This is a genomic window from Lentzea sp. NPDC054927 (assembly GCF_053610285.1).
In genome coordinates this window covers 19,665-44,234 of record NZ_JBSGXZ010000029.1, presented here as the reverse complement: position 1 = coordinate 44,234, position 24,570 = coordinate 19,665, and the positions used below count along the sequence as shown (strand labels likewise).

General features: G+C 69.6%; 24 protein-coding genes. 11 read left to right on the top strand and 13 right to left on the bottom strand.

The annotated features are described in order from the left end of the window. The first annotated feature begins 18 nt into the window (after window positions 1–18). The 4 genes from ACWGE0_RS30465 to ACWGE0_RS30450 are packed head-to-tail and all read left to right on the top strand — an operon-like array spanning window position 19 to window position 2,974. Window positions 19–1,110: an acyl-CoA dehydrogenase family protein gene (locus ACWGE0_RS30465; RefSeq protein WP_452264340.1), complete on the top strand. Its 1,092-nt coding sequence runs from the start codon at window positions 19–21 to the stop codon at window positions 1,108–1,110. Then, a complete protein-coding gene (locus ACWGE0_RS30460; RefSeq protein WP_452264339.1) occupies window positions 1,110–1,712 on the top strand; it encodes a nitroreductase family protein in 603 nt (200 codons plus the stop codon). The genes ACWGE0_RS30465 and ACWGE0_RS30460 overlap by 1 nt, the downstream gene beginning before the upstream one ends. A 9-nt stretch (window positions 1,713–1,721) precedes the next feature. Beyond that, the gene (locus ACWGE0_RS30455) at window positions 1,722–2,519 is read left to right on the top strand and encodes a thymidylate synthase (protein WP_452264338.1); all 798 of its coding nucleotides are present in this window, start codon (window positions 1,722–1,724) and stop codon (window positions 2,517–2,519) included. Further along, window positions 2,516–2,974: a dihydrofolate reductase gene (locus tag ACWGE0_RS30450; RefSeq protein WP_452264337.1), complete on the top strand. Its 459-nt coding sequence runs from the start codon at window positions 2,516–2,518 to the stop codon at window positions 2,972–2,974. Before ACWGE0_RS30455 ends, ACWGE0_RS30450 begins: the two co-directional genes overlap by 4 nt. Window positions 2,975–2,989: 15 nt before the next feature. On the opposite strand, the gene ACWGE0_RS30445 is transcribed toward ACWGE0_RS30450, so the two are convergent. The 4 genes from ACWGE0_RS30445 to ACWGE0_RS30430 are packed head-to-tail and all read right to left on the bottom strand — an operon-like array spanning window position 2,990 to window position 5,224. After that, window positions 2,990–3,511, bottom strand: coding sequence for a YciI family protein (locus tag ACWGE0_RS30445; protein WP_452264336.1), 522 nt, complete (start codon window positions 3,509–3,511; stop codon window positions 2,990–2,992). Further along, window positions 3,511–3,915 (bottom strand): hypothetical protein, encoded by a 405-nt coding sequence (locus ACWGE0_RS30440; RefSeq protein WP_452264335.1) that lies wholly within the window; start codon window positions 3,913–3,915, stop codon window positions 3,511–3,513. Before ACWGE0_RS30440 ends, ACWGE0_RS30445 begins: the two co-directional genes overlap by 1 nt. 37 nt (window positions 3,916–3,952) lie before the next feature. Then, window positions 3,953–4,312, bottom strand: a complete 360-nt coding sequence (locus ACWGE0_RS30435) for an MmcQ/YjbR family DNA-binding protein (RefSeq protein ID WP_319965727.1) — start codon at window positions 4,310–4,312, stop codon at window positions 3,953–3,955. Between the two features lie 9 nt (window positions 4,313–4,321). After that, complete coding sequence (locus tag ACWGE0_RS30430) at window positions 4,322–5,224, bottom strand: proteasome assembly chaperone family protein (RefSeq protein WP_452264334.1); 903 nt, start codon at window positions 5,222–5,224, stop codon at window positions 4,322–4,324. A gap of 141 nt (window positions 5,225–5,365) precedes the next feature. Here ACWGE0_RS30430 and ACWGE0_RS30425 point away from each other — a divergent pair, with 141 nt between their 5' ends. From ACWGE0_RS30425 to ACWGE0_RS30415, 3 genes are all read left to right on the top strand, one after another. Beyond that, window positions 5,366–5,947, top strand: coding sequence for a DUF4230 domain-containing protein (locus tag ACWGE0_RS30425; protein ID WP_452264333.1), 582 nt, complete (start codon window positions 5,366–5,368; stop codon window positions 5,945–5,947). Between the two features lie 84 nt (window positions 5,948–6,031). Beyond that, a complete protein-coding gene (locus ACWGE0_RS30420) occupies window positions 6,032–7,663 on the top strand; it encodes a serine/threonine-protein kinase (RefSeq protein ID WP_452264332.1) in 1,632 nt (543 codons plus the stop codon). A gap of 52 nt (window positions 7,664–7,715) precedes the next feature. Beyond that, window positions 7,716–8,237, top strand: a complete 522-nt coding sequence (locus tag ACWGE0_RS30415) for a hypothetical protein (protein ID WP_452264331.1) — start codon at window positions 7,716–7,718, stop codon at window positions 8,235–8,237. A 1-nt stretch (window position 8,238) separates the two neighbouring features. Here the strand turns inward: ACWGE0_RS30415 and ACWGE0_RS30410 are convergent, their stop codons facing one another. From ACWGE0_RS30410 to ACWGE0_RS30395, 4 genes are all read right to left on the bottom strand, one after another. Beyond that, complete coding sequence (locus ACWGE0_RS30410; protein ID WP_452264330.1) at window positions 8,239–10,233, bottom strand: DUF3488 and transglutaminase-like domain-containing protein; 1,995 nt, start codon at window positions 10,231–10,233, stop codon at window positions 8,239–8,241. 313 nt (window positions 10,234–10,546) lie between these two features. Next, window positions 10,547–11,653, bottom strand: coding sequence for a DUF58 domain-containing protein (locus ACWGE0_RS30405; protein ID WP_452264329.1), 1,107 nt, complete (start codon window positions 11,651–11,653; stop codon window positions 10,547–10,549). Continuing rightward, the gene (locus ACWGE0_RS30400) at window positions 11,650–12,615 is read right to left on the bottom strand and encodes an AAA family ATPase (protein WP_452264328.1); all 966 of its coding nucleotides are present in this window, start codon (window positions 12,613–12,615) and stop codon (window positions 11,650–11,652) included. The genes ACWGE0_RS30405 and ACWGE0_RS30400 overlap by 4 nt, the downstream gene beginning before the upstream one ends. Further along, window positions 12,612–14,765 (bottom strand): hypothetical protein, encoded by a 2,154-nt coding sequence (locus ACWGE0_RS30395; protein WP_452264327.1) that lies wholly within the window; start codon window positions 14,763–14,765, stop codon window positions 12,612–12,614. Before ACWGE0_RS30395 ends, ACWGE0_RS30400 begins: the two co-directional genes overlap by 4 nt. Window positions 14,766–14,952: 187 nt before the next feature. Here ACWGE0_RS30395 and ACWGE0_RS30390 point away from each other — a divergent pair, with 187 nt between their 5' ends. Continuing rightward, entirely contained in the window at window positions 14,953–15,597 is a 645-nt protein-coding gene (locus tag ACWGE0_RS30390; RefSeq protein ID WP_452264326.1) for a hypothetical protein, read from the top strand. A 178-nt stretch (window positions 15,598–15,775) separates the two neighbouring features. Here ACWGE0_RS30390 and ACWGE0_RS30385 read toward each other — a convergent pair whose 3' ends face one another. Both ACWGE0_RS30385 and ACWGE0_RS30380 read right to left on the bottom strand, forming a co-directional pair. After that, window positions 15,776–16,447 (bottom strand): fibronectin type III domain-containing protein, encoded by a 672-nt coding sequence (locus tag ACWGE0_RS30385; RefSeq protein WP_452264325.1) that lies wholly within the window; start codon window positions 16,445–16,447, stop codon window positions 15,776–15,778. A gap of 10 nt (window positions 16,448–16,457) precedes the next feature. Continuing rightward, entirely contained in the window at window positions 16,458–17,060 is a 603-nt protein-coding gene (locus tag ACWGE0_RS30380; RefSeq protein WP_452264324.1) for a hypothetical protein, read from the bottom strand. An 80-nt stretch (window positions 17,061–17,140) separates the two neighbouring features. Here ACWGE0_RS30380 and ACWGE0_RS30375 point away from each other — a divergent pair, with 80 nt between their 5' ends. Beyond that, a complete protein-coding gene (locus ACWGE0_RS30375; RefSeq protein WP_452264323.1) occupies window positions 17,141–18,028 on the top strand; it encodes a LysR family transcriptional regulator in 888 nt (295 codons plus the stop codon). Here ACWGE0_RS30375 and ACWGE0_RS30370 read toward each other — a convergent pair. Further along, entirely contained in the window at window positions 17,931–18,794 is an 864-nt protein-coding gene (locus ACWGE0_RS30370) for an EamA family transporter (protein ID WP_452264322.1), read from the bottom strand. The two genes, ACWGE0_RS30375 and ACWGE0_RS30370, sit on opposite strands and share 98 nt — an antisense overlap. Window positions 18,795–18,888: 94 nt before the next feature. On the opposite strand from ACWGE0_RS30370, the gene ACWGE0_RS30365 reads away from it, so the two are divergent. After that, window positions 18,889–19,797 carry an RluA family pseudouridine synthase gene (locus tag ACWGE0_RS30365; RefSeq protein WP_452264321.1) on the top strand — a complete coding sequence of 303 codons (909 nt, stop codon included), beginning with the start codon at window positions 18,889–18,891 and terminating at the stop codon, window positions 19,795–19,797. Here the strand turns inward: ACWGE0_RS30365 and ACWGE0_RS30360 are convergent. Next, entirely contained in the window at window positions 19,792–20,706 is a 915-nt protein-coding gene (locus ACWGE0_RS30360) for a phosphotransferase (RefSeq protein ID WP_452264320.1), read from the bottom strand. The genes ACWGE0_RS30365 and ACWGE0_RS30360 overlap by 6 nt on opposite strands. Between ACWGE0_RS30360 and ACWGE0_RS30355 the strand changes: the two genes are divergently transcribed. Then, entirely contained in the window at window positions 20,705–21,382 is a 678-nt protein-coding gene (locus ACWGE0_RS30355; protein ID WP_452264319.1) for an alpha/beta hydrolase, read from the top strand. The genes ACWGE0_RS30360 and ACWGE0_RS30355 overlap by 2 nt on opposite strands. Here ACWGE0_RS30355 and ACWGE0_RS30350 read toward each other — a convergent pair. Next, window positions 21,369–24,563, bottom strand: coding sequence for a GH92 family glycosyl hydrolase (locus ACWGE0_RS30350; protein ID WP_452264318.1), 3,195 nt, complete (start codon window positions 24,561–24,563; stop codon window positions 21,369–21,371). The genes ACWGE0_RS30355 and ACWGE0_RS30350 overlap by 14 nt on opposite strands. Window positions 24,564–24,570 lie beyond the last annotated feature (7 nt).

Genomic DNA, 24,570 nt, shown 5'->3' with positions numbered 1-24,570 from the left:
TCCAGCAAGATCCCGCGCATGGATCTCCACGCCCTGATCCGCGCCGAGGCGCCGTTGGCCGAGCGACAGCGCGCTCTCACCGAACCGGTGGTGACCGCGCTCGTCGACAACGGCGTGCACCGCCTGATCGCCCCGAAGCGCTACGGCGGGGCCGAGCTCGGCCTGCCCGAGTGGAGCCGCGAGGTCCAGGAGCTGTCGCGGTCCGACGCCTCGACCGGCTGGACCGCGATGACGACCACCATCTCGTCGTCGCTGGCCTGGTACCTGCCGCAGGAAGCCGCCGACGAGGTATTCGGCGACCCGCGCGCGTTGATCGCGGGTACCGCGGCACCGATGGGGAAGGCGGTCGCGACCGACGGCGGTTACCGCGTGACCGGCCGTTGGGGCTGGGGCAGCGCTGTCACGCACGCATCGTGGGTCATCGGCGGCGCCTTCACGCCAGAAGGCCCGCGTCTGGCCGTGTACCCGCGTGAGGACGTGACGATCCACGACACCTGGCACGCCGCCGGCCTGCGCGCGACCAGCTCACATGAGTTCTCCGTCGCCGACGCGTTCCTGCCGGCCCGCCGCGCGGTGTGGCCCATCGGAACCACTCCCGGCATCGAGGGCCCGATCACCGTCTTCCCGTACTTCAGCTTCCTGGCCGTGGGCGTCGCGTCCGTGTGCCTGGGCGTGGCCCGCCGCGCGATCGACGAGATCGAGGCGCTGGCGGCCGAGAAGACCCCGCAGTACGCCACGACCCGCCTCGCCGAGCAGACCGGCGTGCAGATCGAGATCGCGCTGATGGAGGCGAGGCTGTCGGGGGCGGCCGCGTTCCTGCACGAGGCGCTGAGCACGGCCTGGGACCACGCGGTGAACGGCGAACCTTCACCGGATCCGGTGAAGGCGCGGCTGCGGCTGGCCTGTTCGTTCGCCGCGGGTGAGGCCACCGAGGTGAGCCAGAAGGCGTTCGCGGCGGGTGGCGGCAGCTCGGTCTTCGAGTCTTCGCCGTTGCAGCGCTGCCTGCGCGATGTGCACGTGGCGGCTCAGCACACCGTGGTGTCGCGGCGGATGCTGGAGACTTACTCGATGCTCAAGCTGGGGCTCGGCCCGGACATGACGAGATTCTGATGGACGCGCTCGAAGCGATCATGACCACGCGGGCGATCCGCCGGTTCACCGGCGAGCCCGTCGCGGACGACGACCTGTGGACGTGTCTGCGCGCGGCCCAGCAGGCCCCGTCCGGCGGCAACGTCCAGCCGACGCGCTACCTGGTCGTCACCGATCCCGGCCTGCGCGCCGAGGTGGGGAGGCTGTACCGCAGCGCGTTCACCCGCTACACCGAGGTAGCGCCCGAACGCACCGACGCGGTCGGCGTGCGCATCGGACGTTCCGCGAACCACCTCGCCGACCACCTGGCGTCCGTGCCGGTGATCGTGTTCTTCCTCATGCCGCGCCTGCCGTCGCTGGTGCAGGGCATCGACATCGGACCGGTGCACGCCTCGGTCTACCCGGCCGTGCAGAACTTCTGCGTGGCGGCCCGCGCGCTGGGCCTGGGCACCACGCTGACCACGGTCATCAGGGTGCATCAGGCCGAGACGCTGGAGCTGCTCGGCGTGCCGGACAGGTGGGAGATCGCCGCGATGGTGCCGCTCGGCCACCCCGCCGGGAAGTTCTCCGTGGCCGTGCGACGCGACGTGGCGGAGCTGACTTCGTTCAACCGCTGGAGTTAGGGTGCGTTCATGCCCGACACGCAGTACGAAGACCTGCTCCGCCACGTCCTCAAAGAGGGCGTGCGCAAGGAGGACCGCACCGGCACCGGCACGCGGTCGATCTTCGGCCACCAGCTGCGCTACCCGCTCGCCGCGGGTTTCCCGCTGATCACGACCAAGCGGGTGCACTTCAAGTCGATCGCCTACGAGCTGCTGTGGTTCCTGCGCGGCGACAGCAACGTGAAGTGGCTGCGGGAACACGGGGTGTCCATCTGGGACGAGTGGGCCTCTCCCGAAGGTGAGCTCGGCCCGGTCTACGGCGTGCAGTGGCGCTCGTGGCCGACCCCGGACGGCGGTCACGTCGACCAGATCGCGGACGTCCTCAAGACGTTGACGACGAACCCGGACTCGCGCCGCATCATCGTGTCCGCCTGGAACGTCGGCGAGATCGCGAACATGGCCCTGCCGCCGTGCCACGCGTTCTTCCAGTTCTACGTGGCCGACGGCAAGCTCTCCTGCCAGCTCTACCAGCGCAGCGCGGACCTGTTCCTCGGTGTGCCGTTCAACATCGCCTCCTACGCCCTGCTGACGCACATGATCGCCGCGCAGACCGGGCTCGGCGTCGGCGACTTCATCTGGACCGGCGGCGACTGCCACATCTACGACAACCACGTCGAGCAGGTGGAGTTGCAGCTCAGCCGGGATGCCCGCGAGTTCCCCACGCTGAAGATGGCTCCCGCCGCGTCGTTGTTCGACTACTCCTACGAGGACTTCACGATCGAGGGCTACGACCCGCATCCCGGCATCAAGGCGCCGGTGGCGGTGTGATCGGCCTGATCTGGGCGCAGGCGGCCAACCGCGTCATCGGCCGCGACAACGCCATCCCGTGGCGCATCCCGGAGGACATGAAGCACTTCCGGGAGATCACCGCGGGCTCCGCGGTCCTGATGGGCCGCCGCACCTGGGAGTCGTTGCCGCCCCGCTTCCGCCCGCTGCCGGGCCGCCGCAACCTGGTGCTCAGCCGCACCCCGCAGGAGGGCGCCGAGACGTTCGACAGCCTGGAGAAGGCGCTCGCGGACGTCACCGGCGACCTGTGGGTGATGGGTGGCTCGGCGGTGTACGCGGCCACGCTGCCGTTCGCGGACCGCGTCGAGGTGACCGAGATCCGCGAGACGTTCGAGGGCGACACTTACGCGCCTCCGATCGAGCGGGAACCGACCACCGTCGGTGAGTGGCAGGAGTCCAGTTCAGGGCTGCACTACCGGTTCGTCACCTACGCGTAGTCAGCCCAAGATCGGCTAACGCCGGCCGCCGAACTCCCACTCGTGCACCTCGACGGCGTCGTACCGGCCGGTGGTCAGCACCGACAGCGGGTCCGCGGACCTGACCAGCGCGGCCGTCCCCAGCCAGGCGGTGCCGTCGTCGGAGAGCAACGGCCCGTACGCGATCAGCTCGTCGAGACGTTCGGGCACGAGGTCCACCGGCTCCCCGGACCCGAACCCGAGCACCAGGTGGCCGCCGCCCTCCCTGCCTCCCGGGAAGTCCCACATCGTGCGTCCGAGCACGTTGCGCCACCTGCGCAGCACCACGTCCCGATAGGCGCCCGCCTGGTAGTTCGGCTCGTCGAACACGAACGCCCGTGCGTCCGCCACGGAGGGCAGTTCAACGACGTGCACGCTGCCGGTGAGCACCTCGCCGGCGAACGTCGGGCCGCGGGCGATCAGCTCGAACCGGTCCATGTAGGCCCAGTGCTCCTCGCCCAGCTTCTCGCGCAACGGCAGCGAACCGGGCCGATCCCGGTGGTAGCAGAAGAACTCCATCAGCCGATCTTCACAGCCCAGACCGGCAGCACGAACTCGGGCATCTCGTCCACCTCGTGCAGTTCGTCCCAGGCGCCCGATCCGCCCGGATCGGTGAGGAACCCCTCCACGATGGAAGTCAGCGGCACCGCGGGATCCACCTTCGCCCCGAACGGCAGACCGTCGAGCGGCAACGACGTGGTCGAGCACCTCAGCTGCCCTGCCTGCTGGTCGTGCCACACGTAGAACGTCGCGGTCTTCCCCGTCGCGGCCACCCGCTCGCCCAGCAGCCGGGCGGTCTTCTCGAACGCGGCCACGACGTCCGCGGCCACCAGCGAGTCGTCCACGCCCACGCCGAGGCTCCAGGTGTTCTCCGCGGCCTCCTCGGACATGTCGCCGTTGAGCAGCAACGGTCCTTCTGCCACTTCGAGAATCCACGAAACCAGCACCAGCGCCTCAGTTCTACCGACGACGGGCCCGCGCGTGCCAGGCCTCGACGATCAACTCTTCCAGTTCGCCCACCTCGATGTGCTCCAGCCGCACCAGGATCGCGGGATACCCGGTGAAGTGCGGCGTGGTGAAGTAGACGGAACCGTCGGAGGCCAGCAACGCCTCCTTGGCGCCCAGGTCCGGCACCCGCGCGGCCAGGATCGGTCCCGAGGGCGCGGCGGCACCCAGCGCGGCCAGGTCGGACTTGCGCAGCGGCCGTTCCCAGACGAAGAGCTTCTCCTTGACCCGCCAGTCGACGACGCCCTCCCGCACCCGCTCCGTCACGTCGGGCATGGAGGTGGCGATCCTGTGCACGTCGTCCCAGGTGGCCATCACGCGCTCCTACAGGTCTGGCGGACGCTGCTGCTCGGCCAGGAACCGTTCGAACTCGGCGCCCAGTTCGTCCGCGCTGGGGAGGTCGGTGTTGCCCACAGTCTGGATGAAGGCGTCGTACTGCCGCTCGAGCGCTTCGACCACCTGGGCGACCTCCTCCGACTCCGCGACCTGCCGGTGGATCTCGGCGTCCGCGGCCTGCGCGGCCTCGGAGAGCGACCCGATCGGCAACGCCAGACCCGTCGCCCGCGCGACGGCGTCGAGCAGCGTGACCGCGGCGGTCGGGTACTGGGACTGCGCCAGGTAGTGCGGCACCTGGGCGGCGAAGCCCATCGCGTCGTGGCCCGCCTGGCCGAGACGGAACTCGAGCAGCCCCGACACGTTGCCCGGCACCTGCACGCGGTTGAAGAACGGCTGGTACTCGGACACGAGCTCGGGCCGGGTGGCGTGGCCGATGACGTTCAACGGCCGTGTGTGCGGCACACCCATCGGGATGCCGTGGAAGCCGAGGGTCAGGCGCACGCCCCAGCGGTCGATGAGCGAACGCACGGCGAGGATGAACGCCTCCCAGCCGCGGTCCGGCTCGGGGCCGTTGAGCAGCAGGAACGGGTGCCCGGCGCTGTCCCACAGCAGGTGCACGACCAGTTCCGGGGCGGCGTAGTCCTCCCAGTGGTCGGTCGCGTAGGTCATCAGCGGGCGGCGCGAGCGGTAGTCGATCAGGCCGTCGATGTCGAACCGCGCGACGACGCGGCTCTCCAGGGTCTCCAGCAGGTGCTCGGCGAGCAGTCGGCCCGCGGCGCCGGCGTCCATGAAGCCCTCGAAGTGGTGCAGCAGCACCGCACCCGTCAGGTCCGGCACCTCCGAGTCCACCTCGTACAGGTTCTCCGGGTCCACCGCACGCCTCCTGAACATCGATTCGCGTCTCGTCCAAAGCCAACCACGTGGACACGGGACTGATTCCGCACGGGTCGATTAGCCCATACGGACCGTGTGTGCGCATCACCTCACGGGTACTCCAACGCGGTGTATAGGCGCTGGGTCACCCGTGGAGCCTTGGTCGCAGCCGTTCTCATTCTCCTCGGCGCGGCGGTGTTCGTCTTCGCCCCGTTCAGTCCGTTCGGTGATGAATCCATCGACCGCAGCCAGCCCGCGATGCTCAAATCGGTGCGGGACCTCAGCCAGTACCACGCCGCGGCCGGTGAGTTCCAGGTCGTGCTGGACATCGAGAACGACGTGAAGTGGGTGCCGGCCGCGCTGGCCGGTGAACGCACGTTGTTCGTCGCCGCCGGATCCGTCAACGCGTTCGTGGATCTGGGTTCGTTGAAGGACGACGGTCTGATCCTGTCACCGGACGGCAAGACGGTCGAGCTGAAGCTGCCGAAACCGCAGCTGGACAAGCCGAACCTGCACCACGACCGTTCGTACGTCTTCAGCCAGCAACGCGGCCTGATCAACGACCTGCAGGCGCTCGCGGGACCTCCTGACCAGCAACGGTTCTACGTCGCCGCCGAGGCCAAGCTCACGGAGGCGGCGAAGCAGTCCGAGCTGCTCAAGCGCGCGGAGGACAACACGCGGGTGATGCTCACCGGAATGCTGCAATCGTTGGGATTCCAGGTGAAGGTGGCCGGCGACTGAGTCCGGCCGCCGGGAATCGAACCTCGTCGGCTTCTGCTGCGAATGTCCAGCGGTGATCCAACTTCACCGGGATAGGATTCGTTGGTGGAAGACGATCTGATGGCGTGGGCGCCCGCTACCGGTGCAGCTTCGGCACCGGAGATCGCGCTGCCCGGCTACAGCGGATTCCGCGTGATCGCGCAGGGCGGCGAGGGCACGATCTACCGCGCCCGGCAGGACGGTCTGGGCCGTGACGTCGCGGTCAAGGTGCTGCAGGTGACCGACCCGGCGACGCTGACCCGGTTCCGCCGCGAGCTCGCGATCACCGTCGAGCTCGGCCGTCAGCACCCGCACATCGTCACGGTCCTGGACACGGGAACGCTCCCGGACGGCCGTCCGTGCATCGTCATGGAGTTCTACGAACGCGGCTCGCTGCACGACCGTTTGCGCGCCATGGGCCCGTTGCCCGTGCCGGACGTGGTGGCGGCGGGCATCGCGGTGGCGGACGCGCTGGCGTTCGCGCACGGCCAGGGCATCCTGCATCGCGACGTGAAGCCGCAGAACGTGCTCGTGCTGCCCACTTCCTACGTGCTGGCCGATTTCGGCATCGCCCGCGGTGCCGACGCGGGCCACTCGGCGTCGTTGCAGATGGTCAGCTACCGGCACGCGGCCCCGCAGATGCTGGAGGGCGCCCCGCCGTCGTTCGCCGACGACATCTGGTCGCTCGGCTCGACGCTGTTCACGTTGCTGGAGGGCAAGCCGCCGTTCGCCTCGGACAACCCGGACGAGGACACGCTGCTCTCGTACGTCGGCCGGGTCAGTTCCGGCGAACCCCGCCCGCTCACCCGGTTCGACGTGCCGCCGTGGCTCGCCACCGTGATCAACCGCTGTCTGCGCAAGGACCGCGCGGAGCGGTTCGGTTCGGCGCTGGAGTTGCGCGACGCGTTGATGGCGGCCAATTCCGGCAACTCGTTGTCCTCTGTGGACCCGGACGCGACGGCGATGCTGGGTGAGCGCGTCTACGAGATCCCGGACGGCCCGACCGAGGCTCCCGGGTTCGGCCCGCGTGGTTTCGTTCCCGAGCCGGAACCGGAACCCGCACCGCAGGAGGAACCGGATGATTCCTGGCGGGGACAGCTCGCGGATCTGACCTACCGGCAGCACGATCTGGTGCCGCCATCACCTCGGCCGCAGCCGGTGGCCGTGCTGCCGATCGTCGACCTGCCGATCGTCGAGCACCCGCCTGCCGAACCGATGACCGCGCCGGTGCGCAAGAGCAAGCGCGGCGGGGTGCTCGCGTTGCTGGCCGTGGTCGCGGTGACGGGCGGCATCGTCGCGGGCATGGTGCTCAACCGCCCCAACGATCAGCAGTCGCGGCAGCCGGTGACCACGACGTCACCGGAGGCCACCACGACGCTGCCGGCGCCGACGTCGGATTCCGCCGACGCGGGCCCGCTCCCCAACACCGACCCGAAATTCGTCCCGGTCCTCAAACGCGCGGAGTACCAGGGCAAGGCGATCGAGCTCGAGTGGACCGACCCGAGCGACGGCCAGGCCGAGTTCGTGGTGATCGACGTGACCGGTGCGAAACCGGTCGCCGTGACCAGGGTGACCGGGGGCAGCACCACGTACGTCGTCGAAGACGGCGGCGGACAGCGTCGTTGCTACCAAATCGCGGCGTTCGGCTACAACGGCGAACGCGGTAGTTCTGCCAAGGTGTGCGCGAACAAGAACTAAACGTTGCGAGGCCACGTTGTTGCAGCCGCACGGAGTGGCGTACGGTCCCCCGGTGCAAAGCGCTCGCTATGCTGGCCCGCCGTTGTTCGCTCGTGGACATAACCGCCGCACACTCGTGCTGTGGGCAGCCATCCCGCTCGTCGTCGGCATCGTGATCGGCGTGCTGATCGGTGGCAAGTTCCGGCCGTCGTCGTCGGTCAGCACCGGCACTTTCCCCACCTCTCCGAACGAGCCCGCTCAGCTCGAATACACCGACATGCCCTGCGACCCCGGCTCGTCCGTCCTCGTGCTGCACTCGCTGGAGGGCTCGATGCAGACGTCGGACGTGAAAGTGTTGCTGGACTACGAAACGATGTGGGTGAAGCATCGTGAGAGCGCGAACCCGGCGCTGAGCGGCCAGACCGCGCTGCTGACCAGACGGGACGACGTCTGCGACGCCATCGTCCCCGAGGACTCGCGGTTCACCCAGTTCGTGTGGATCGGCCCGTTCCCGTCGGACGTGGCGCCCTCGCTGTGCGAAGCGTTGCTCAAGGTGACGTGGAAGAACTGCATTCCAGCCCAGGTGGTGCGGTAGTTCAGCGGCGGAACAGCGGCCGCGGGTCGATCGCCCACACCGCCTTGCGCCACCAGGAAGCCTTGCGCCGCACCGCTTTCCTGACCTGCCGCGCGAGCAGCCAGCTGTGTTCGGCCCTGGCCGGTTCCGGCGCGAAGGCGGCCTGGTCGACCATGGTGGCGAGCTGGGTCCCGGCTTCGCCCCACTCTCGCGCCACGTCCGGCACCGTGCGGCTCGGTTTCGGCCGGAACCCGGCCAGCTGCAACGAATCCAGCACCTCGTTCCACGCTCCCACCGGCCCCGCCGCCCTGAGCCGCAGCCGGCGCGACGTCCGTGCCGCGAACAGCGCGATGAGCAGCAGCACCGGCGCGAACACCCAGAACGGAAAACCCTTCGGTGCCTGAGGCGCTGCGGTGTTCTCGGCCGGCACCGCGGTCGGCTGCACCAACGGCGGCACCGAGGCCAACGACGTGGGCGTCGGCTTGGCCGTGGTGGACGCGAGCCGGTTCAGCACCTCGCGCTTCGACGCGGCACTGGGCCCGCTTCCGTTGCCCGACACCGGATCGAACGCCACCCAGCCCCACCCGCTGAAGTACACCTCGGGCCACGCGGTGGCGTCCGCGGCCCGCACGATCCGTTCGCCGTCCTGCTCCGGCACCGGCTGGAAGCCGACCACGACCCGCGTCGGCAACCCGACGGCCCGCGCCAGCACCGCGTAAGCCGACGCGAACTGCTCGGCCGTCCCCGCCCCCGCACCGGCCTCCCCGGTCTGTCCGAACAGGAACGTCTCGAGCCGCGCATAAGACGACCCGACCGGCGCCTCGGCGTCCGGCCTGCGGTTGAGCCGCACAACCTGTTCCAGCGCAACAGCCTTCTCATACGGGGTGCGCGCGTTCGCCGTAGCCTGCCGCGCGTACTCCGCCAGCGTGAACGGCAGCCGCGGCAACGCCGTGTACCTGGTGACGTCGGGCACCTTCGCCTCAGCCAGATCCGTGTCGGACGGCGTCTCCACGGTGCCTCGCACCGTGTAGCTGAGCCCAGTCGTCAGCCCCTCGGCCACCACCAGCGACCCGGTGTCCGGATCCACCATGGCGTTGCTCAACGACACCGCCTGCGGCTTCCCCACGCCGGGCAACCACTCGCCCTGCAACCCGGTGATCCGCAGATCAACGCTGGCGTCCTGAACCTTCCCGCCCGCGGGCAGGTCCGGCGCGTCCACCACACCCAGCGGCCCGTACGTGGCGGCCGCCTCCCACGAAGCCCCCGAGTACCGGCTCAACGTCACCAGCCGCACCGGCACCTCAGGCCCGCGCATGCGGAACAACTCGGCGTCCCCCTGCGCCGCCCAGGCAGCCAACTGCGGCAACGGATTGGCGATGGCCACGTTCGTCACCGGCGGCGTGACCAGCTTGCGCGGCTCGAACCCGTTGGCGGGCAACACGAACGCCAGCAACGTCAACGCGGCCAACCCGGTCGCGACGACCGCGGGCGGCACCACCGGCCCGCGCCGATCGATGATCAGCCACCCCAGCGCCAGCAACACCACCAGCACCAGCGCGACCAACCCGTACCGGTCCGCGCGCCCAGTGGTGAGCAACGCCGCCGACACGTACAGCGCCGCAGAGCCGAGGGCGGGCACGAACAACGCCGTCTTTTGCCTGGTGACCGACAACACCGTCACCGTGGAGACCCCGATGATCAGCAACAGCCCCGGCACCAACAACTCGGGCGTGGCCGGAGCCGGCCGCGCCGCGGTCAGGAGGCGGGGCACGGTGTCCAGCAACACCCACGTCGGATCCCGGTCAGGCGAAGCACCCCGCGCCGCGAAGAACCCGCCCACCATCGCCAGCACCATGACCGCCAGCGCCGCCAGCCCGGCCGGCACCAGCCGCTTCAGCACCAACGCGAGGAATCCCGCGAACGCCGCCAGTCCGAAGTAGACGTACGCGCCGTCCCAGGCCTGGGCGAGCTGGAGCGAGCCGACGAGGAGGACCGCGGCAACCCACGCGAACTTCATCGGGCCACCACCCAACTCCACTCGCCGCCAACCGCCGACGCAAGATCAGCAGCCACCACGCTCCGAGCACCAACGCCCACCGGCGCCAGCTCTGCCATGACAACCCATTCGCACTTCACCGGGCCACCACCGCATCCGTCGCCCGCGCCAGTCGAACCGACTCGCCGACCACCGGAGTCACCCGCCTGTGCCACGCCGGGTTCCACGGACCGACCGCGTCCGCGACACCGCCAACCACTGACGCCGACCCTGCAACCACAACCCGCCCGCGCGCCCAGCCGACTCCACAGGTCCGCAGTCACCCGTTCGCACTTCATCGGGCCACCACCGCGTTCCACGAGTCGACCAGGTCCTCCGCCTTCGCTCCGCTGATCACCAGTACCGACCCGGCAGCCCCCACCGGGCGCTTCTCCCCCACCACGAGCACGGTGCCGAACGCGGCCCGCCCCGCCTCCAGGACCAGGGCGGGCACGGTCGTTCCGCTGATCACGGCCACGACGTCGAGGTCGCGCACCGGCACGGTCGGGCGGCCGTCGGTGTCCCGCAGTTCCAGGTCGGCCAGGGCGGCCAGGATCGGGGCCGAGTCCTGCGTTTCCTCCAGGGAGGTGCCGCCGGACGACGTCAGCAGGCGCACCGGGTGTCCTTGTTCCAGGGCCGAGGTGACCAGTGAGGCCGCGACCTCCACGGCCTCTTCGAAGCGTTGGGGTTCCGCGTAGGAAGCGGCGTTGTCGTCCAGCAGCACGGCCAGGTGTGGGCGGGCCGGGTCGGCGTCCTCGCGGATCATCAGGGTGCCGGTGCGCGCGGAGGTGGCCCAGTGCAGGCGGCGCAGGTCGTCGCCCGGCACGTACTCGCGCAGGCCGACCAGGTCGGTGCCGCCGCGTTCCACGCGTTCGTCGGCGCCCACCTGGCCCCGGCGGGCGCCGGACGGCAGGCCGCGTACCGGTAGGACGCGGGGGACCACCCGGACCTGGACCACCTCACCCAGGACGGTGCGGGCCTGGGCGAGGCCGGCCAAGCCCTTGCGGCGCAACGTCAGCGGGCCCACGTCGAACACGCCGCGGCGTTCGGTCGGGATGGCGTAGTCGACGGACTCCACCACTCCGGGCTTGAGCAGTGGCACGTCGACGGCGGAGGGGGCGCCCGCGACCATGTCCACGGCGTCCAGCGCCACTGGCCAGCGGCCGGTGGCGGAGAGTTCCAGGCGGCCGTTGCAGCGGGCCAGGCGTGGCACGGTGCGGGGACGGACGGTTCGTGTCACCGAGAGCGGTGACGCGACCAGCACTGACACCATGGACGCGATCACCAGGGCGACCAGTGCCAGGCCGAACGCGGTCATGCCCGGGTAGCGCCACCACAGGCCGACGCCGAGCATCAGCAGGCCGAGCACCACCGTTCCGGTGCCGCGGACGGTGAGTCTCATTGCGTCGCGGGCTTGGGGACCGGCACGCGCGCGAGCACGTCGGCCAGCACCTCGGACGTCGTCACGCCCGCCAGCACGCTCTCCCGCGTCAGCACCAGGCGGTGGGCCAGCACCGGGTCCGCGATGTCCTGGACGTCTTGTGGCACGACGAAATGCCGGCCCTTCGACGCCGCGTACACCTGCGCGCATCGGACCAGGGTGCGCAGACCACGCGTCGAGGTGCCCAGGCGCAGGCGCTCGTCGGTGCGGGTGCCGACGCCCAGGCCGGAGATGTAGTGCAGGATCGGGTCGGCCACGTGCAGCAGCTGCAGACGTCCGCTGAACGCGCTCACCTCGCGCGGGGACGACACCGTGCGCACGTCGGCGATCCGGCCGGCGCCGCTGCCGGGACGCAGCACGTCCAGTTCGTCCTCCACCGACGGGTAGCCGATGGAGGTGCGCAGCATGAAGCGGTCCAGCTGCGCCTCGGGCAGGCGGTAGGTGCCGTCGAGGTCGATCGGGTTCTGCGTCGCCACCACGAGGAACGGGTCCGGCACCGCGTGCCCGACGCCGTCGATCGTGACGGTGCGCTCCTCCATGACCTCCAGCAGCGCGGACTGCGTCTTGGCCGCCGCGCGGTTGATCTCGTCCGCCAGCACGATGTTCGCGAACACCGGGCCGGGGCGGAACCGGATCTGGCCCGTCTGCGGGTCGTAGACCGAGGTGCCGGTGACGTCGGACGGCAGCAGGTCCGGGGTGAACTGCACGCGCCGCGACAGGCCGCCCAGCGCACCGGCCACGGCCCGTGCCAGCGTCGTCTTTCCCGTGCCCGGCACGTCTTCGAGCAGCACGTGGCCGCCCGCGAACATGGCCACCAGCACCAGGTCGATCACGTCGCGCTTGCCGCGCACCGCGCTCTCGACCGAGTCACCGAGCCGGGTGTGCAGGTCGCGGAAGGCGGAAACCTCACCGGTGTCGATCACTTTTCCTCATCTCTGCGAACACCGATGCGCAACAGGAACGCGCACGCCAACAGGCCCAGCCCACCCGCACCCATCGGCGCGGTGTCCGCTCCGGCGGGCGCCATCCGCGGGACGCAGGTCGGCTTCCCGGCGCACTCGTCCGCGATGTAGTTCGCGTTCCTCGCAGCCGAATCGACCTGGCCGGCACCGGACGCCGCGTAGGCGCGCACCACGATCGAGTTGGCGCCCTCTTCCAGGTCGATCACGGCACTGGTGGCGGAGCAGGCGATGCCGACCGAGTAGCCCTGCGTCTTGTTCACGACCTCACAACGGCCGTTGTGACTCGCCCAGTCCGCCGGCGGCGCCATGTTCACGGTGCGCCTCGGGACCATCCGCCCACCGGTGATCCCGGTGATCACCGCGGCACCCGCGGTCGGCAACGACGGCGGAGGTGGCGGCGTGGTCGTGGTCGGCGGTGGGGTGTTGGGCGGCGGAGTGTTGGGCGGAGGCGTGTTCGGAGGCGGGGTGTTCGGCGGGGGCGTGTTGGGCGGCGGGGTGTTCGGGGGCGGCGTGTTCGGCGCCGTCACCGTGAACGCCGCCATGCCCGACGCACCGGCCTGCGTCGCCGTCGAGGCGCGCACCGTCACGTCCAGCCTGCCGCTCGTGCAGAACGTGGAACCCGTGCACGGCACCGACAAGTCGGTGGACGTACCGGCCGACTGGGCCGACACCGAACCACCGCTGAACGAGCCGGAACCCGTCACCGTGTAGCCCACGACCGGGTCCGTGGACGCGGCCGGGCTCCAGCTCACCGTCACGACGACCGCCGAGGCGGTGCGCGACTTCTCCCGCACCGTCACCCCCGCGGGCGCGGCCGGAGCCGTTCCGCCAGAAGAAGAAGGCAGCGTGGACGACGACGGAGGCGCGGGCACATCCGGGGCCGGCGGGGTGTTGCCGGGGTTGCGCGGCGGCTTCACCGGCTCGTTCGGGTTCGGTGGCGGGGGCGGCGGCACGGACGGCGGCGGCGAGCGGTCCGGGTCCTTCACCGGCAGCTCGGGGCTGCGGATCGTCAGCGACCGCGTCCCGCCGTCGGCGTCGACCAGCACGCCCGTCGACGAGCCCGGCACGTTCACGAACAACCGGCCGTCGTCGAACACGAGCTCGGGGTCGGACCCGCCGGACGTGCGCACGTCGTCGCCACCGCGGCTACCACCGCGGTCCAGGATGATGACCTTGCCGGATCCCTTGCACGGCACGTAGACCTTGTCGCGGAAGACAGCGGGACGCCCCGGCTTGGGACACCCCAGCGCACCGACGTCGACGCGCAGGACCTCGCGCCCGACCACCAGCACGACGGTCGAGGACGACGGCAGCGACGCGGGCACCAGGTCCAGCGGCGACGACTGCGCGGCGATCACCTCGGCGTCCGAGCGGTCGGTCGACGACGACACGTCCTCACCCGTGCCGTCGCGCACCACGACACCGCCGTCGAGCCCGATCAGCGTGACGCCCTGGTCGTGCGGCACGAGAACAGTGCGCGGCCCGGCACCGGAGACCTGGCGCTCCGACCGCTCCTGGAACCGCTCCTCGTCGTCGGACCAGTCCAGCGACCGCAACGTGCCGCCGTGATCGACCACCCACAGCACACCGCGCTCGTCCACGACGGCGTCGGCGAGCGGCTGACCGGCCTCCCACGTCTGCCCGACGTCGGCCAGCGTCAACGGGTCCGCGGTGTGCACGGTGCCGGCCGCCCGGTCGACGACGAACACCATCCCGTTCGACACCAGCACCTTGCTCGACGCACCGGGCGGCGCCTGCCGGCGGCCGGAAGCCAGGAGGGTCGCCAGGTCGATGACCGTGATCTCGCCGGTGCGCCGGTTCAGCACGATCAGCCGGCCGTCCTCCTGCGCGATCTCCAGCTGCGAGTCGGGTCCGCTGATCTGCAGACGCGTCTGCGGCTTGCCGGACACCGGGTTGATCTGCACGACCTCACCGCGCTGGTCGTCCCCCAGCCAGGTGAGCCCGTCCGACACCGCCACCGACGTGCGCGAGATGCCCTGCCCCAGCGCGGCGCCCGCGAGCACCAGAACACCCAGCAGTGCCGCGACGAAACTCGCCGATTCCCGCCCTCCACCGGAGATAATGCGTTTGATCCGGTGCCACCAAGCCATGACGCGCCCTCCCTCGCCCGCCGGGGATGCTAACCCCCGGCTCTGACAACTTCGGACGGTGCACGGTTCCCGGTTCGCCCGGTCAGCCGACTGGCCGACATCAGTGAAAGTAATGACGGGGTCCGACAGTTTTGAAAACCGAATGGCGCTACGCCGAACTGATCAACACATAGGGCAGAGTGGGTGTATGGAGATCCCCGGGATGGGACTGGCCAAGCAGGCGCTCAACACGGCCATCGACACGACGACCGCTGTCGCCGCGGTCCCCGGCCGCGTGCTGGACCTGATCGGCGAGGTCGAACAGCTGGTCCGCAAGGTCAACGGCACCATCGACGCCGTCGACGGCATCGTGGCGAAGGCCGGCGTGCTGGTCGACCGCACGGCGAACGTCGTGGCGGACGCCGAGAAGGCCGTCGACGAGGTCCGCGCGATCACGGCGAGCGCCAGTGACGTCGCCGAACGGGCCGGGCTGGTCGTCACGACAGCGGGCCACACCGCGCACACCGCGAACGAACTGATCGCCATCTACGAGCCACTCGCCAAGAAGGCCCAGCCGCTCGCGCAGCGGTTCGTGGACGAACTCTCGCCGCACGAGGTCGAGGCCGCGATCAGGCTGGTCGACGAACTGCCGGTGCTGACAGAGCACCTGACCAGCGACATCCTGCCGATCCTGGCCACCCTCGACAAGGTCGGCCCCGAGGTGCACCAGCTGCTCGAGGTCACCAGCGACATGCGCCAGGCGATCCTCGGCATCCCCGGCTTCGGGTTCATGCGCCGCCGCGGCGAGAAAAAAGAAGAGGAAGAAGGTGTGAAGGAGGTCGAGAACGGGTAGCCCACCCGCATGACCGCCGACGCAAACGAAGATCAACTCACCTGGTGGCTCCTGACCAGCGTGTTCGGGCTGATGGCCGCTATCAACGTCGGACTCGCCCTGACCGAGAGAACCAACTGGCCCTACGCGCTCGCGGCGTTGCTCGTCGCCGCGAGCGCGTGGAGTGCCAGACACGCCCTCAAGCCTTCCCCGTCTTCTGATGTGTCAGGTTCGAGGGCGCTCCGAACCGGAACGGCCGCACCCGATAGGTCGCGGTTTTCTCGTCTGGGAGTGTGATCACCCCGTACGACGTGGTGTCCGGATCGAGCTGCACGGCGACGCGGTAGTCCGCCGCGCCGGCCGGCTTGACCTCGATCAGGTACCCCTCCTCGTCGGAGGCGTGGTCCTCCCACGTGAACAGGACCCCGTTGGCGTGCTTGACCTCCGCCTTCAGGTTCCGCGCCGCCGCCTCGGGTGACGACACCGGCTGCGTGCCCTTGCCGTCCCTGCGCGGCGCGGTCCAGTCCGGCCCCTCGATCTCCGGCACCTCGTCGCCCGGAGGCAGCGTGACGTCCACAGTGGCGGAAGCCGGCCCCGTGAACGGCCGGACCCGGTAGTAGAACTGGGTTTCCGGGATCAGGTCCGGATGCTGGTAGGAGTTCCTGGCCGGTGGAGCGAACTCCAGGACCGTGTACTCGCCGTCGGCGGCGTTCGCGTACTCGACGACCTGCCCGGCCGACCCCACCTCCGGACGCCAGTGCAGCGTCACGTCGGTAGGTGAGGTCAGCTCGGACGTCAGCGCCGGGTCCTGCTGTTCTTGGCCACAGGCAGCCAAGAACAGCAGTCCCGCCAAGGAAAGGCGTTTGATCACCAGCGAGCGATCACTTGCGCCAGAACCGGATGTTGCTCCAGACAACCGTGGCAGGTCCCTGGCCGCTCGCGGTCCGGTACGCGCCGAACTTGTCGTAGAAGCTCGTACCCGAGCTCGCGTACTTGTGCTTCGACGAACCGTTGATGTACGTGCGGTGTTCATTGCCCACGCTGTGCACGGTGTTGACGCGCACGGTCGTGCCTACCGTTGCCCCGGTGGCGATGGTGGCGCCACCGTGCACTGCGTACAGCCGGCCGCCGCGTTCCACGGCGAGCATCCAGAACGGGCCCGCGTTCGAGCCGTCCCGGAACGTCTGCTTGAGACTGATGCGGGTGCCTCCGAGACTCGTGATCCGGAAGCTCCCTTCGAACTGACGCGTGCCGCCGGTGTAAGTGGCGTACCGGCGCTCGGCACGCTGATCACCGCTCGCGGTGGAACAGGTGAGCTGGAACGTGAGACCGCTGACCGTGCCGCAGCCGCGTTGCTGAACGCTGAACGACGGCGATTCACTGGTCCACGGCCCGGTTTCCACCTGCGCCAGTGCGGGAGAACCCGCCACGAGCAGACCGGTCGCCAGAGCGATCCCCGCGACGGTGCGGAGTCGTTTGGACATACCGATACCTCCTCAAGACGTGCTGAGAACAGCACGTTTTCTCAGGGGGCGGTGACGGCACTCTATCGGATAATGATCCGATGTTCGACCTCCATCGTCTGCGATTGCTACGAGAACTTTCCCAAAGGGGCACGCTCGCGGCCGTCGCACAGGCGCTGAACTACAGCCCCTCGTCGGTGTCGCAGCAGCTGTCGTTGCTGGAGACCGAGGTCGGCGTGCCGCTGCTCGAACCCGTCGGGCGGCGGGTGAAGCTCACCCCGCAGGCCGAAATCCTGGTGCGGCACACCGAAGAGGTGCTCGCCCGGCTGGAGCAGGCCGAGTCGGAGGTCGCCGCGTCGCTGCACGAGATCACCGGGACGCTGCGGGTCGCGACCTTCCAGACCGCGGCACTGGCGCTGATCCCGGCCACGCTGGCGCGCATGAGAGACGAGCATCCGTCGCTTCGGATCGAGTTCCAGGTGCTGGATCCCGCGGAAGCGCTTTCCGGCCTGAACGCCCGCGACTTCGACCTCGTCTTCCTGGAGGAGTGGCCGGACCAGCCGGAGCCGCGGTTCCCCGGCCTCGAGTACCGGGAGTTGTTCCGGGACCCCATCCGGCTGGCCGTCCCACGTGGACTACCGGTCGCCGAGGTCGGCACGTTCCCGTGGATCATGGAAACCGTCGGCATGCCGCAGCGGCTCTTCAACACGAACTGGTGCCGCCACCAGGGTTACGAGCCGGACGTGCGGTTCGCCTCGGTCGACGTGCTGGTGAAGCTGCGGTTCGTGGAGCGGGGTCTCGCGGTCGCGCTGCTGCCGGACCTGATCTGGTACGACCGCGAGATCACCGTCGACCTGCACGAGCTGCCGGTCCCCCAGTCCCGGCTGCTGTTCACCGCGGCACGGGCAGGACGAGGTCAGCATCCGGCTGTTCAGGCGTTTCGCGAGGCGCTGGCGGTTTCCGTAGTGCCGCTCCAACCCCTGCCGTGATCACCAGGGCGATGGCGCCCAGCGAGACCACGCTCAGGTGCTGGCCCAGCAGGACCGCACCGGCCAGCGCGGCCGCCGCCGGTTCGAGCGCGAGCGCGACGCCGAACGTGCTGGCCTGCAACGTCTTGAGCGCCCGGATCTCCAGCGTGTACGGGATCGCGGACGCCAGCAGCGCCACCAGCGTGCCCAGCAGCAGGATCTTCGGTTCGAACAACGTGGCACCGGCCGTCGAGATCCCGTACGGCAACGTGAGCGCCGCCGCGATCAGGCTGGCCCCCGCGAGGCCGCCGGTGCCGAGCCCTGCCGTCGCGAGCTTCCGCCCCGCCAGCACGTAGCAGGCCCAGAACACGGCCGCGAGCAACGCGAGCGCGACGCCGATCAGGTCGAGCTTCGCGCCGGTGTACTCCCGCACGCCCAAGATCACGACACCGGCCAGCGCCAGCCCCACCCACACGAAGTCCCTGGCCCGCCTGCTCAGCGCCGCGGCGAGCCCCAGCGGCCCCAGGAACTCGATCGTGACGGCCACGCCGAGCGGGATCCGGTCGAGCGCGAGGTAGAACGTGCCGTTCATGCCGGCCATGGTCATCCCGAGCACGAGCGCCTCCTGGCGGAACTTCGGCCGCACCAGGACGGCCAGCATCAGCGCCGCGATGCCGAGCCGCAGCGCCGTCGCTCCCGGCGCGCCGATCTGGCCGAAGAGCTGACTGGCGAAGGCCGCGCCGAACTGCAGTGAGATGACCGAACCGAGGACCAGGAAGACCGCCATGGCCTACAGCCTCGTTGAGCAGGTCCTTTCGGTACAGCGAATGTTTTCGAGCGATATCGTTCGGTTTTCCCGAACGTTTAGACTGACCGGTGCGATGAGACGCAAACCCTCCTCCCCTCTCCCCCAGCGCAACGGCCTGGACGCGGCGCGGTTGAAGCTGCCGCCTGAAGGCTCGTGGCCGCTGCTGCGCGACCACCTCGTGGAACGCCTGCCGCGGGTCGCCTCCGAACGCATCGACGAGATGCTGCGCGAGGAACGGATCTGGGGCGTCGCCGGACCGTTGGGCATCGACACGCCGTTCGTCCCGGACAGCTACATCTGGTTCCACCGCGACCTGCCCGTCGAGGTGCCCGTGCCGTTCGAGGTGGGCGTGGTCTACCAGGACGAGAACATCGTGGTGGCGGACAAACCGCACTTCCTGGCCACGATCCCGCGCGGTCAGCACATCATGCAGACCGCGCTGGTGAAGCTGCGCGACTCGCTGGGCCTGCCCGACCTCTCCCCCGCGCACCGGCTGGACCGCGTCACGGCCGGGCTCGTGCTGTTCGTGGTGCGCCGCGACCTGCGCGGCAAGTACCAGACGATGTTCCGCGATCGGTTGGTGCAGAAGGAATACGAGGCGATCGCCGGCTACGACCCCGCGCTGGAACTGCCGCTGGTCGTGCGATCGCGGATCATGAAGGAGCGCGGCATCATCACCGCGTTCGAGGTCGACGGCGAACCGAACGCCGAGACGCACGTGTCCCTTGTGGAGCATCGCGCCGGCCTGGGCCGCTACCACCTCAAGCCGCTGACCGGCCGCACTCACCAGCTGCGCCTGCACATGTCCGGTCTCGGCGTGCCGATCGTGAACGACGACTTCTACCCGGTGCTGCGGGAGCGTCCGCTGGACGACTTCTCCTCACCACTGCAGCTGCTGGCCCGCACGTTGTCCTTTGTGGATCCGGTGTCCGGCCGGGACCATGCGTTCACCTCGGGGCTGAGGCTGTCCGCCTGGTCATGAGACGTGCGTGCGGACGGTTCCGATCGGCTGCGGCTCCCAGATCCGGCTCATCCGCTCGTGCAACCGCCGGGCGAGCGCGCTCATCTCGGGATGCGTCTCGGTGAACCCGGCCACGACCCGCGACCGGAACATCAGCCGGCCACGCGCGGTCGTGCTGTACCAGAACCAGTCCTCGTCGACGACCCTGGCGAGGTGGTCGGTGCCGTCCCGGTCGAACCGCTGCACCAGCGCGTCACCCTCCACGAGCCACCGCACGCACGCGTCCTCCACGCCCCCGCTGAAGCCGCGTTCCTCGAAGTAGGCCCGCTCGGCGGCCTCGCGCAGTTCCCGGGGCGTCTCCGTGACGGTCGCGCAGGTCGGGAACCCGATGCGGAGGTAGACGAGCTCGGTCACGCCGTCGCCCAGCGCAGCACCTTCGAGGTCGACGAACCGCGCGCCCGCCTCGGTGTACATGTCGTTGCCGGGACACGGGTCGCCGTGCAGCAGGTCGAACTTGCCGGTGTCCTCGAACGCCAGCTCGCTCTCCGCGCCGCCGATCTCGACGTCCAGCGCCCGCACGAACCGCAGGAAAGGCTCAGGGTCCGGGATCCGCTGACGCGGCAGGAGCCCGGCCTGCTCAGGTCCCGTGGCGACGTGCAGCCTGGCCAGGCCGCGGGCGTAGTCGACCACCCAGTCCTCGGCGGGCGGCTCGGAACGCAGGCGTTCCAGCACCACGGTCCGGTTGTCCGGGTCGACGTCGAGGATGCGCGGGACGACACCCGTGTGCTCGGCCAGGCGCAGCGCGGTGATCTCGCGCTCGAACGCCACGGGGTCGCCGATGACCTGCTTGATGATCCGGTCGCCGTCCGCCCAGACGTGGGACCGCTGACTGCTGCCGAGGAGCTCCACCCTGCCAGTATTCAGTGTCATGGACTTCGTCATGCTGCACGGCACCACCCAGACGCCGGTCTGCTGGCAGCCGCTGCGAACCCTGCTGGAGCAGCGCGGCCACCGCACCTTCGCGGCCGATCTCACCGACCGCGAGGACTGGCTGGCCGAGGACTACGCGGACGAGGTCGCCCGTCAGTTCCCCGGCACCGAGAACCCGGTCGTGATCGGCCACTCCGGCGGCGGCCTGCTGCTGCCCGCCACGGCGAAGCGGCTCGGCGCGCGGCACCTGGTGTGGGTCGGCGCGCTGATCGCGGACCTCACCGGCGGCATGAGCGTCATGGAGGAACTGCAGGACCACGGCGAGGAGATGTTCCCGCCGGAGTGGTTCGGGTGGTCGGGCGCCGACCTGCTGAGCGAGCCGGCCGTGAGCGCCTACTTCCTGTTCCACGACTGCGACCTCGAACAGCTGAAGTTCGCGCTGAGCACGTTGCGGCTCTTCCAGCCGCAGGGCGCGTTCACCCAGCGGCACCGGCACGACGACCTGCCGGACAGCACCGTGATCGTGCCCCGGCAGGACCGGACCATCAGGCCGGAGTGGATGTGCCGAACCGCCCTCGAGCGGCTCGGCACCCCCGCGATCGAGATCGACGGCGATCACTGCCCGCACATTCCGCGCGCACAGGAGATCGCCGAGATCATCCTCAGGCGAGTGTGAGCGCGTACAGCTCCACCCGCGGATCGTTCGGCAGCGTCACCGACCGGACCGTCTTGGCCGCGTCCAGCCGCAGCGACTGACCGAACAACCGGACTGGCGGCCCGTCCACGCCCTGACCCGCCTTGATCCGGTGCGGCATCTCCAGCACGACAGGGCCACCCGCCGCCCAGTCCGGCACCGTGGCGGCGACCTCGGCCGAGGTCCCGTCGGTGTACCAGACGGTGAAGGCGGTCGAGACCGGCCCGTTGTGCGACGACCCCACGACGTGCAGCCAGGAGAACTGGCCGGTGGGCAGCAGCATGCCCTGACCCCGTGCCTCGACGAAGTTCGGCGCGGTTCCGGACGGATCCGGTGCCTGGTAGGTGATGCCACCCCAGGTCACGGGACCGGCGGGCGGCAGCAGCGCGGCGTCGTAGCTCCAGCCACCACCGTCGAAGTTGCCCGCGGCGGAGTCCGCCACGGTGGCGGTGCCGTCGTGGTTGCGCTCCGGACCGACGTCCACCGAACACGTCGAGAACGCGCACAACGCGGCCGGCTTCACCTCGATCGTGGCCTTCACCGTCACGGACTCGACCTTCACCGAGACTTCGTAGGAACCCGCCGGCGTCCCCGCGGGTACCGACACCGTCAGCGGCACGGTCTTCTGCGTCGGCAGATGTCGCGACACGATGACGAACGGCTTGGCACCGCTCACCTTCCAGCCCGCCGGTGCGGTGACCTCTGGCCGGACGGTCATGCCGGACGGCGACTGCGCCAGCACGTCGAGCTGCAAGGTCAGCGACTGCGCGGAATCCGAGGTCGGCATGACGATCTCGGTGTTGCGCAGCGACGCGGACAACGCCCGGCGCGAGTCGGTGTTGCCGTCGTTCAACGACGGCGGCTCGTCCGAACGACCGGTGCCCCAGGAAGAAGGCTTCGAGGACACCTCGTAGGAGAGCTTGCCGCCACGGCGCACCGAATCCCAGTCCAGCCACGTCTTGCGGACGTCACGCCCGTTCAACGAGGCACTGCGCACGTACCGCACCGAGTCGGAGACGTTCGGCGCGGCCACGGTCAGCGTGCCGCCCTGCGATCCGTACTGTCCGATTCGGACGGTCGCGGACGGGAACTGCGGTGACGACAGGGCGAGGAAGTCGCCGCCGCTGAACGTCGGGTACATGCCCAGCGACGAGAAGACGTACCAGGCCGACATCGTGCCCAGGTCGTCGTTGCCCGTCATGCCGTCGGGGCCGGTCGTGAACAACGTCATGGCCGCCCGCACGACCGTCGCGGCCTTCGACGGCGTGCCCGTCCACAGGTACATGTACGGCGCGAGCAGGTCGGGCTCGTTGTTCGGGTTGTAGGTCGGTTTGCCGTAGTAGTCATACGGTTCGGTGATCCAGTCCCGCCGTGCAGTGCCGGCGGGATCCACCAGGAGCTTGTCGTAGGCGAAGAACGAGTCGAGGCGCTTCTCGGTCTCCTTGCGCCCGCCCATCAGCGACACCAGGCCGGCCGGATCCTGCGGCACGAGCCACTGGTACTGGTAGGCGCCGCCCTCGTGGAACTGGTGCGACGCGTCCACCGGGTTGTACGGCGTCAGCCAGGTGCCGGCGACCGTGCGCGGCCGGAACTGGCCGATCGACGAGTCCCACAGGTTGCGGTACCACTGCCCGCGATCGCTGAACAGCCGCGCGTCGGCGCGTTTGCCCAGTCCCTTGGCCATCAACGCGAGCGAGGCGTCCGCCGCCGAGTACTCCAGCGTGGCCGAAGCCGGGTGCACGCAGTCGTTGTCGCCGCCCTTGTGCGCGCAGTCCGTGCCGAGCTTCAGACCGGACGGGATGTATCCGCGATCCGAGTAGTACTGCACGCCCGAACGCCCGTTGTACGGCGACTCGGCGGGCGGGAGCGACAAGGCGTTGGTGCGCAACAGCTTGTACGTCTCCTCCTCGAAGCCCTTCAGCAGTCCCTTCGACCAGGCCTCGACCAGGAACGGCGTCACCGGGTCACCGGTCATGATGTTGGTCTCGGACGACGCCAAAGCCCAGCGCGGCAACCATCCTCCGTCACGCCCACTGGCCACGACGGACAGTGCGACGTCACGGGCGACCTTCGGTTCGAGCATCTGCAACAGCTGGTTCTGTGGTCTGTACGTGTCCCACAACGAGAAGTTCTGGTACGGCGTGTAGCCCGAAGCGGTCCGCACCTTCCCGTCGAAGCCCATGTACTTGCCGTCGACGTCACCGGCGAGGTTCGGGTGCAGCACCGAGTGGTAGAGCGCGGTGTAGAAGGCGACCTGCCGGTCCCGCGGCCCACCGGACACCTTCACGGCGTCCAACTGCTTGCGCCAGGTGTCCTTCGCCGCGGCCGTCACGGCGTCGAAGTCGTGGGAGGGAGCCTCCGCCGCGAGGTTCTTCCGCGCGCCCTCGATCCCGGTGTAGGACAGGCCGACCTTCAGCACGACATCACGGTCGGCGGTCGCGTCGAACGTGACCCACGCGCCGTTCCCGCCGGTTCCGGCCGCGTCCCTGGCACCCGCCGTGGGAACGCTCCCCCGCCACGCGCCGAAGGAAGCGAACGGCCGGTCGAACGTCGCCGTGAAGTAGACGGTGTGCTCGTCCTTGCCCGCGCAGAACCTGCCGTTGCGCACCCGGCCCTCGATGGTCCGGTCGCCGACGACGTGGATCTCCGAGTCGAGCACCGTCTGGTTGGACCGTCCCGTGTTGAACAGGACGTTGGCCGCGGCCGACGACGGGAAGGTGTAGCGCTGCCAACCGGTTCTCGGAGTGGCCGTGACCTCGGCGTTCACCCCGTAACGGGACAGCCCCACCCGGTAGTAGCCGGGTTGCGCGGTCTCGTCCGAATGGCTGAACTCCGACTTGTAGGCGTTGATGTCAACGTTGTCAACGGACCCGACTGTCGGCATCACCGGCAGTTCGCCCATGACGCCGCAGCCCACGCCCGAGAGGTGTGTCTGCGAGAAGCCGTAGATGGAGGTGGCCTTGTAGTCGTACCCGCCCTGTCCTCCCGTATCAGGGCTGACCTGCACCATCCCGAACGGCACCGAGGCGCCGGGGAAGGTGTTGCCGAAGTTCTGCGTACCCACGAAGGGGTTCACCAGTGACGAAGGATCCTCGTCCGCTCGAGCCGCTTGCGCAGGGACTGTTAACCCCAGTAACAGTCCGACTACAACCAGTGTCCGCATAGGGGGC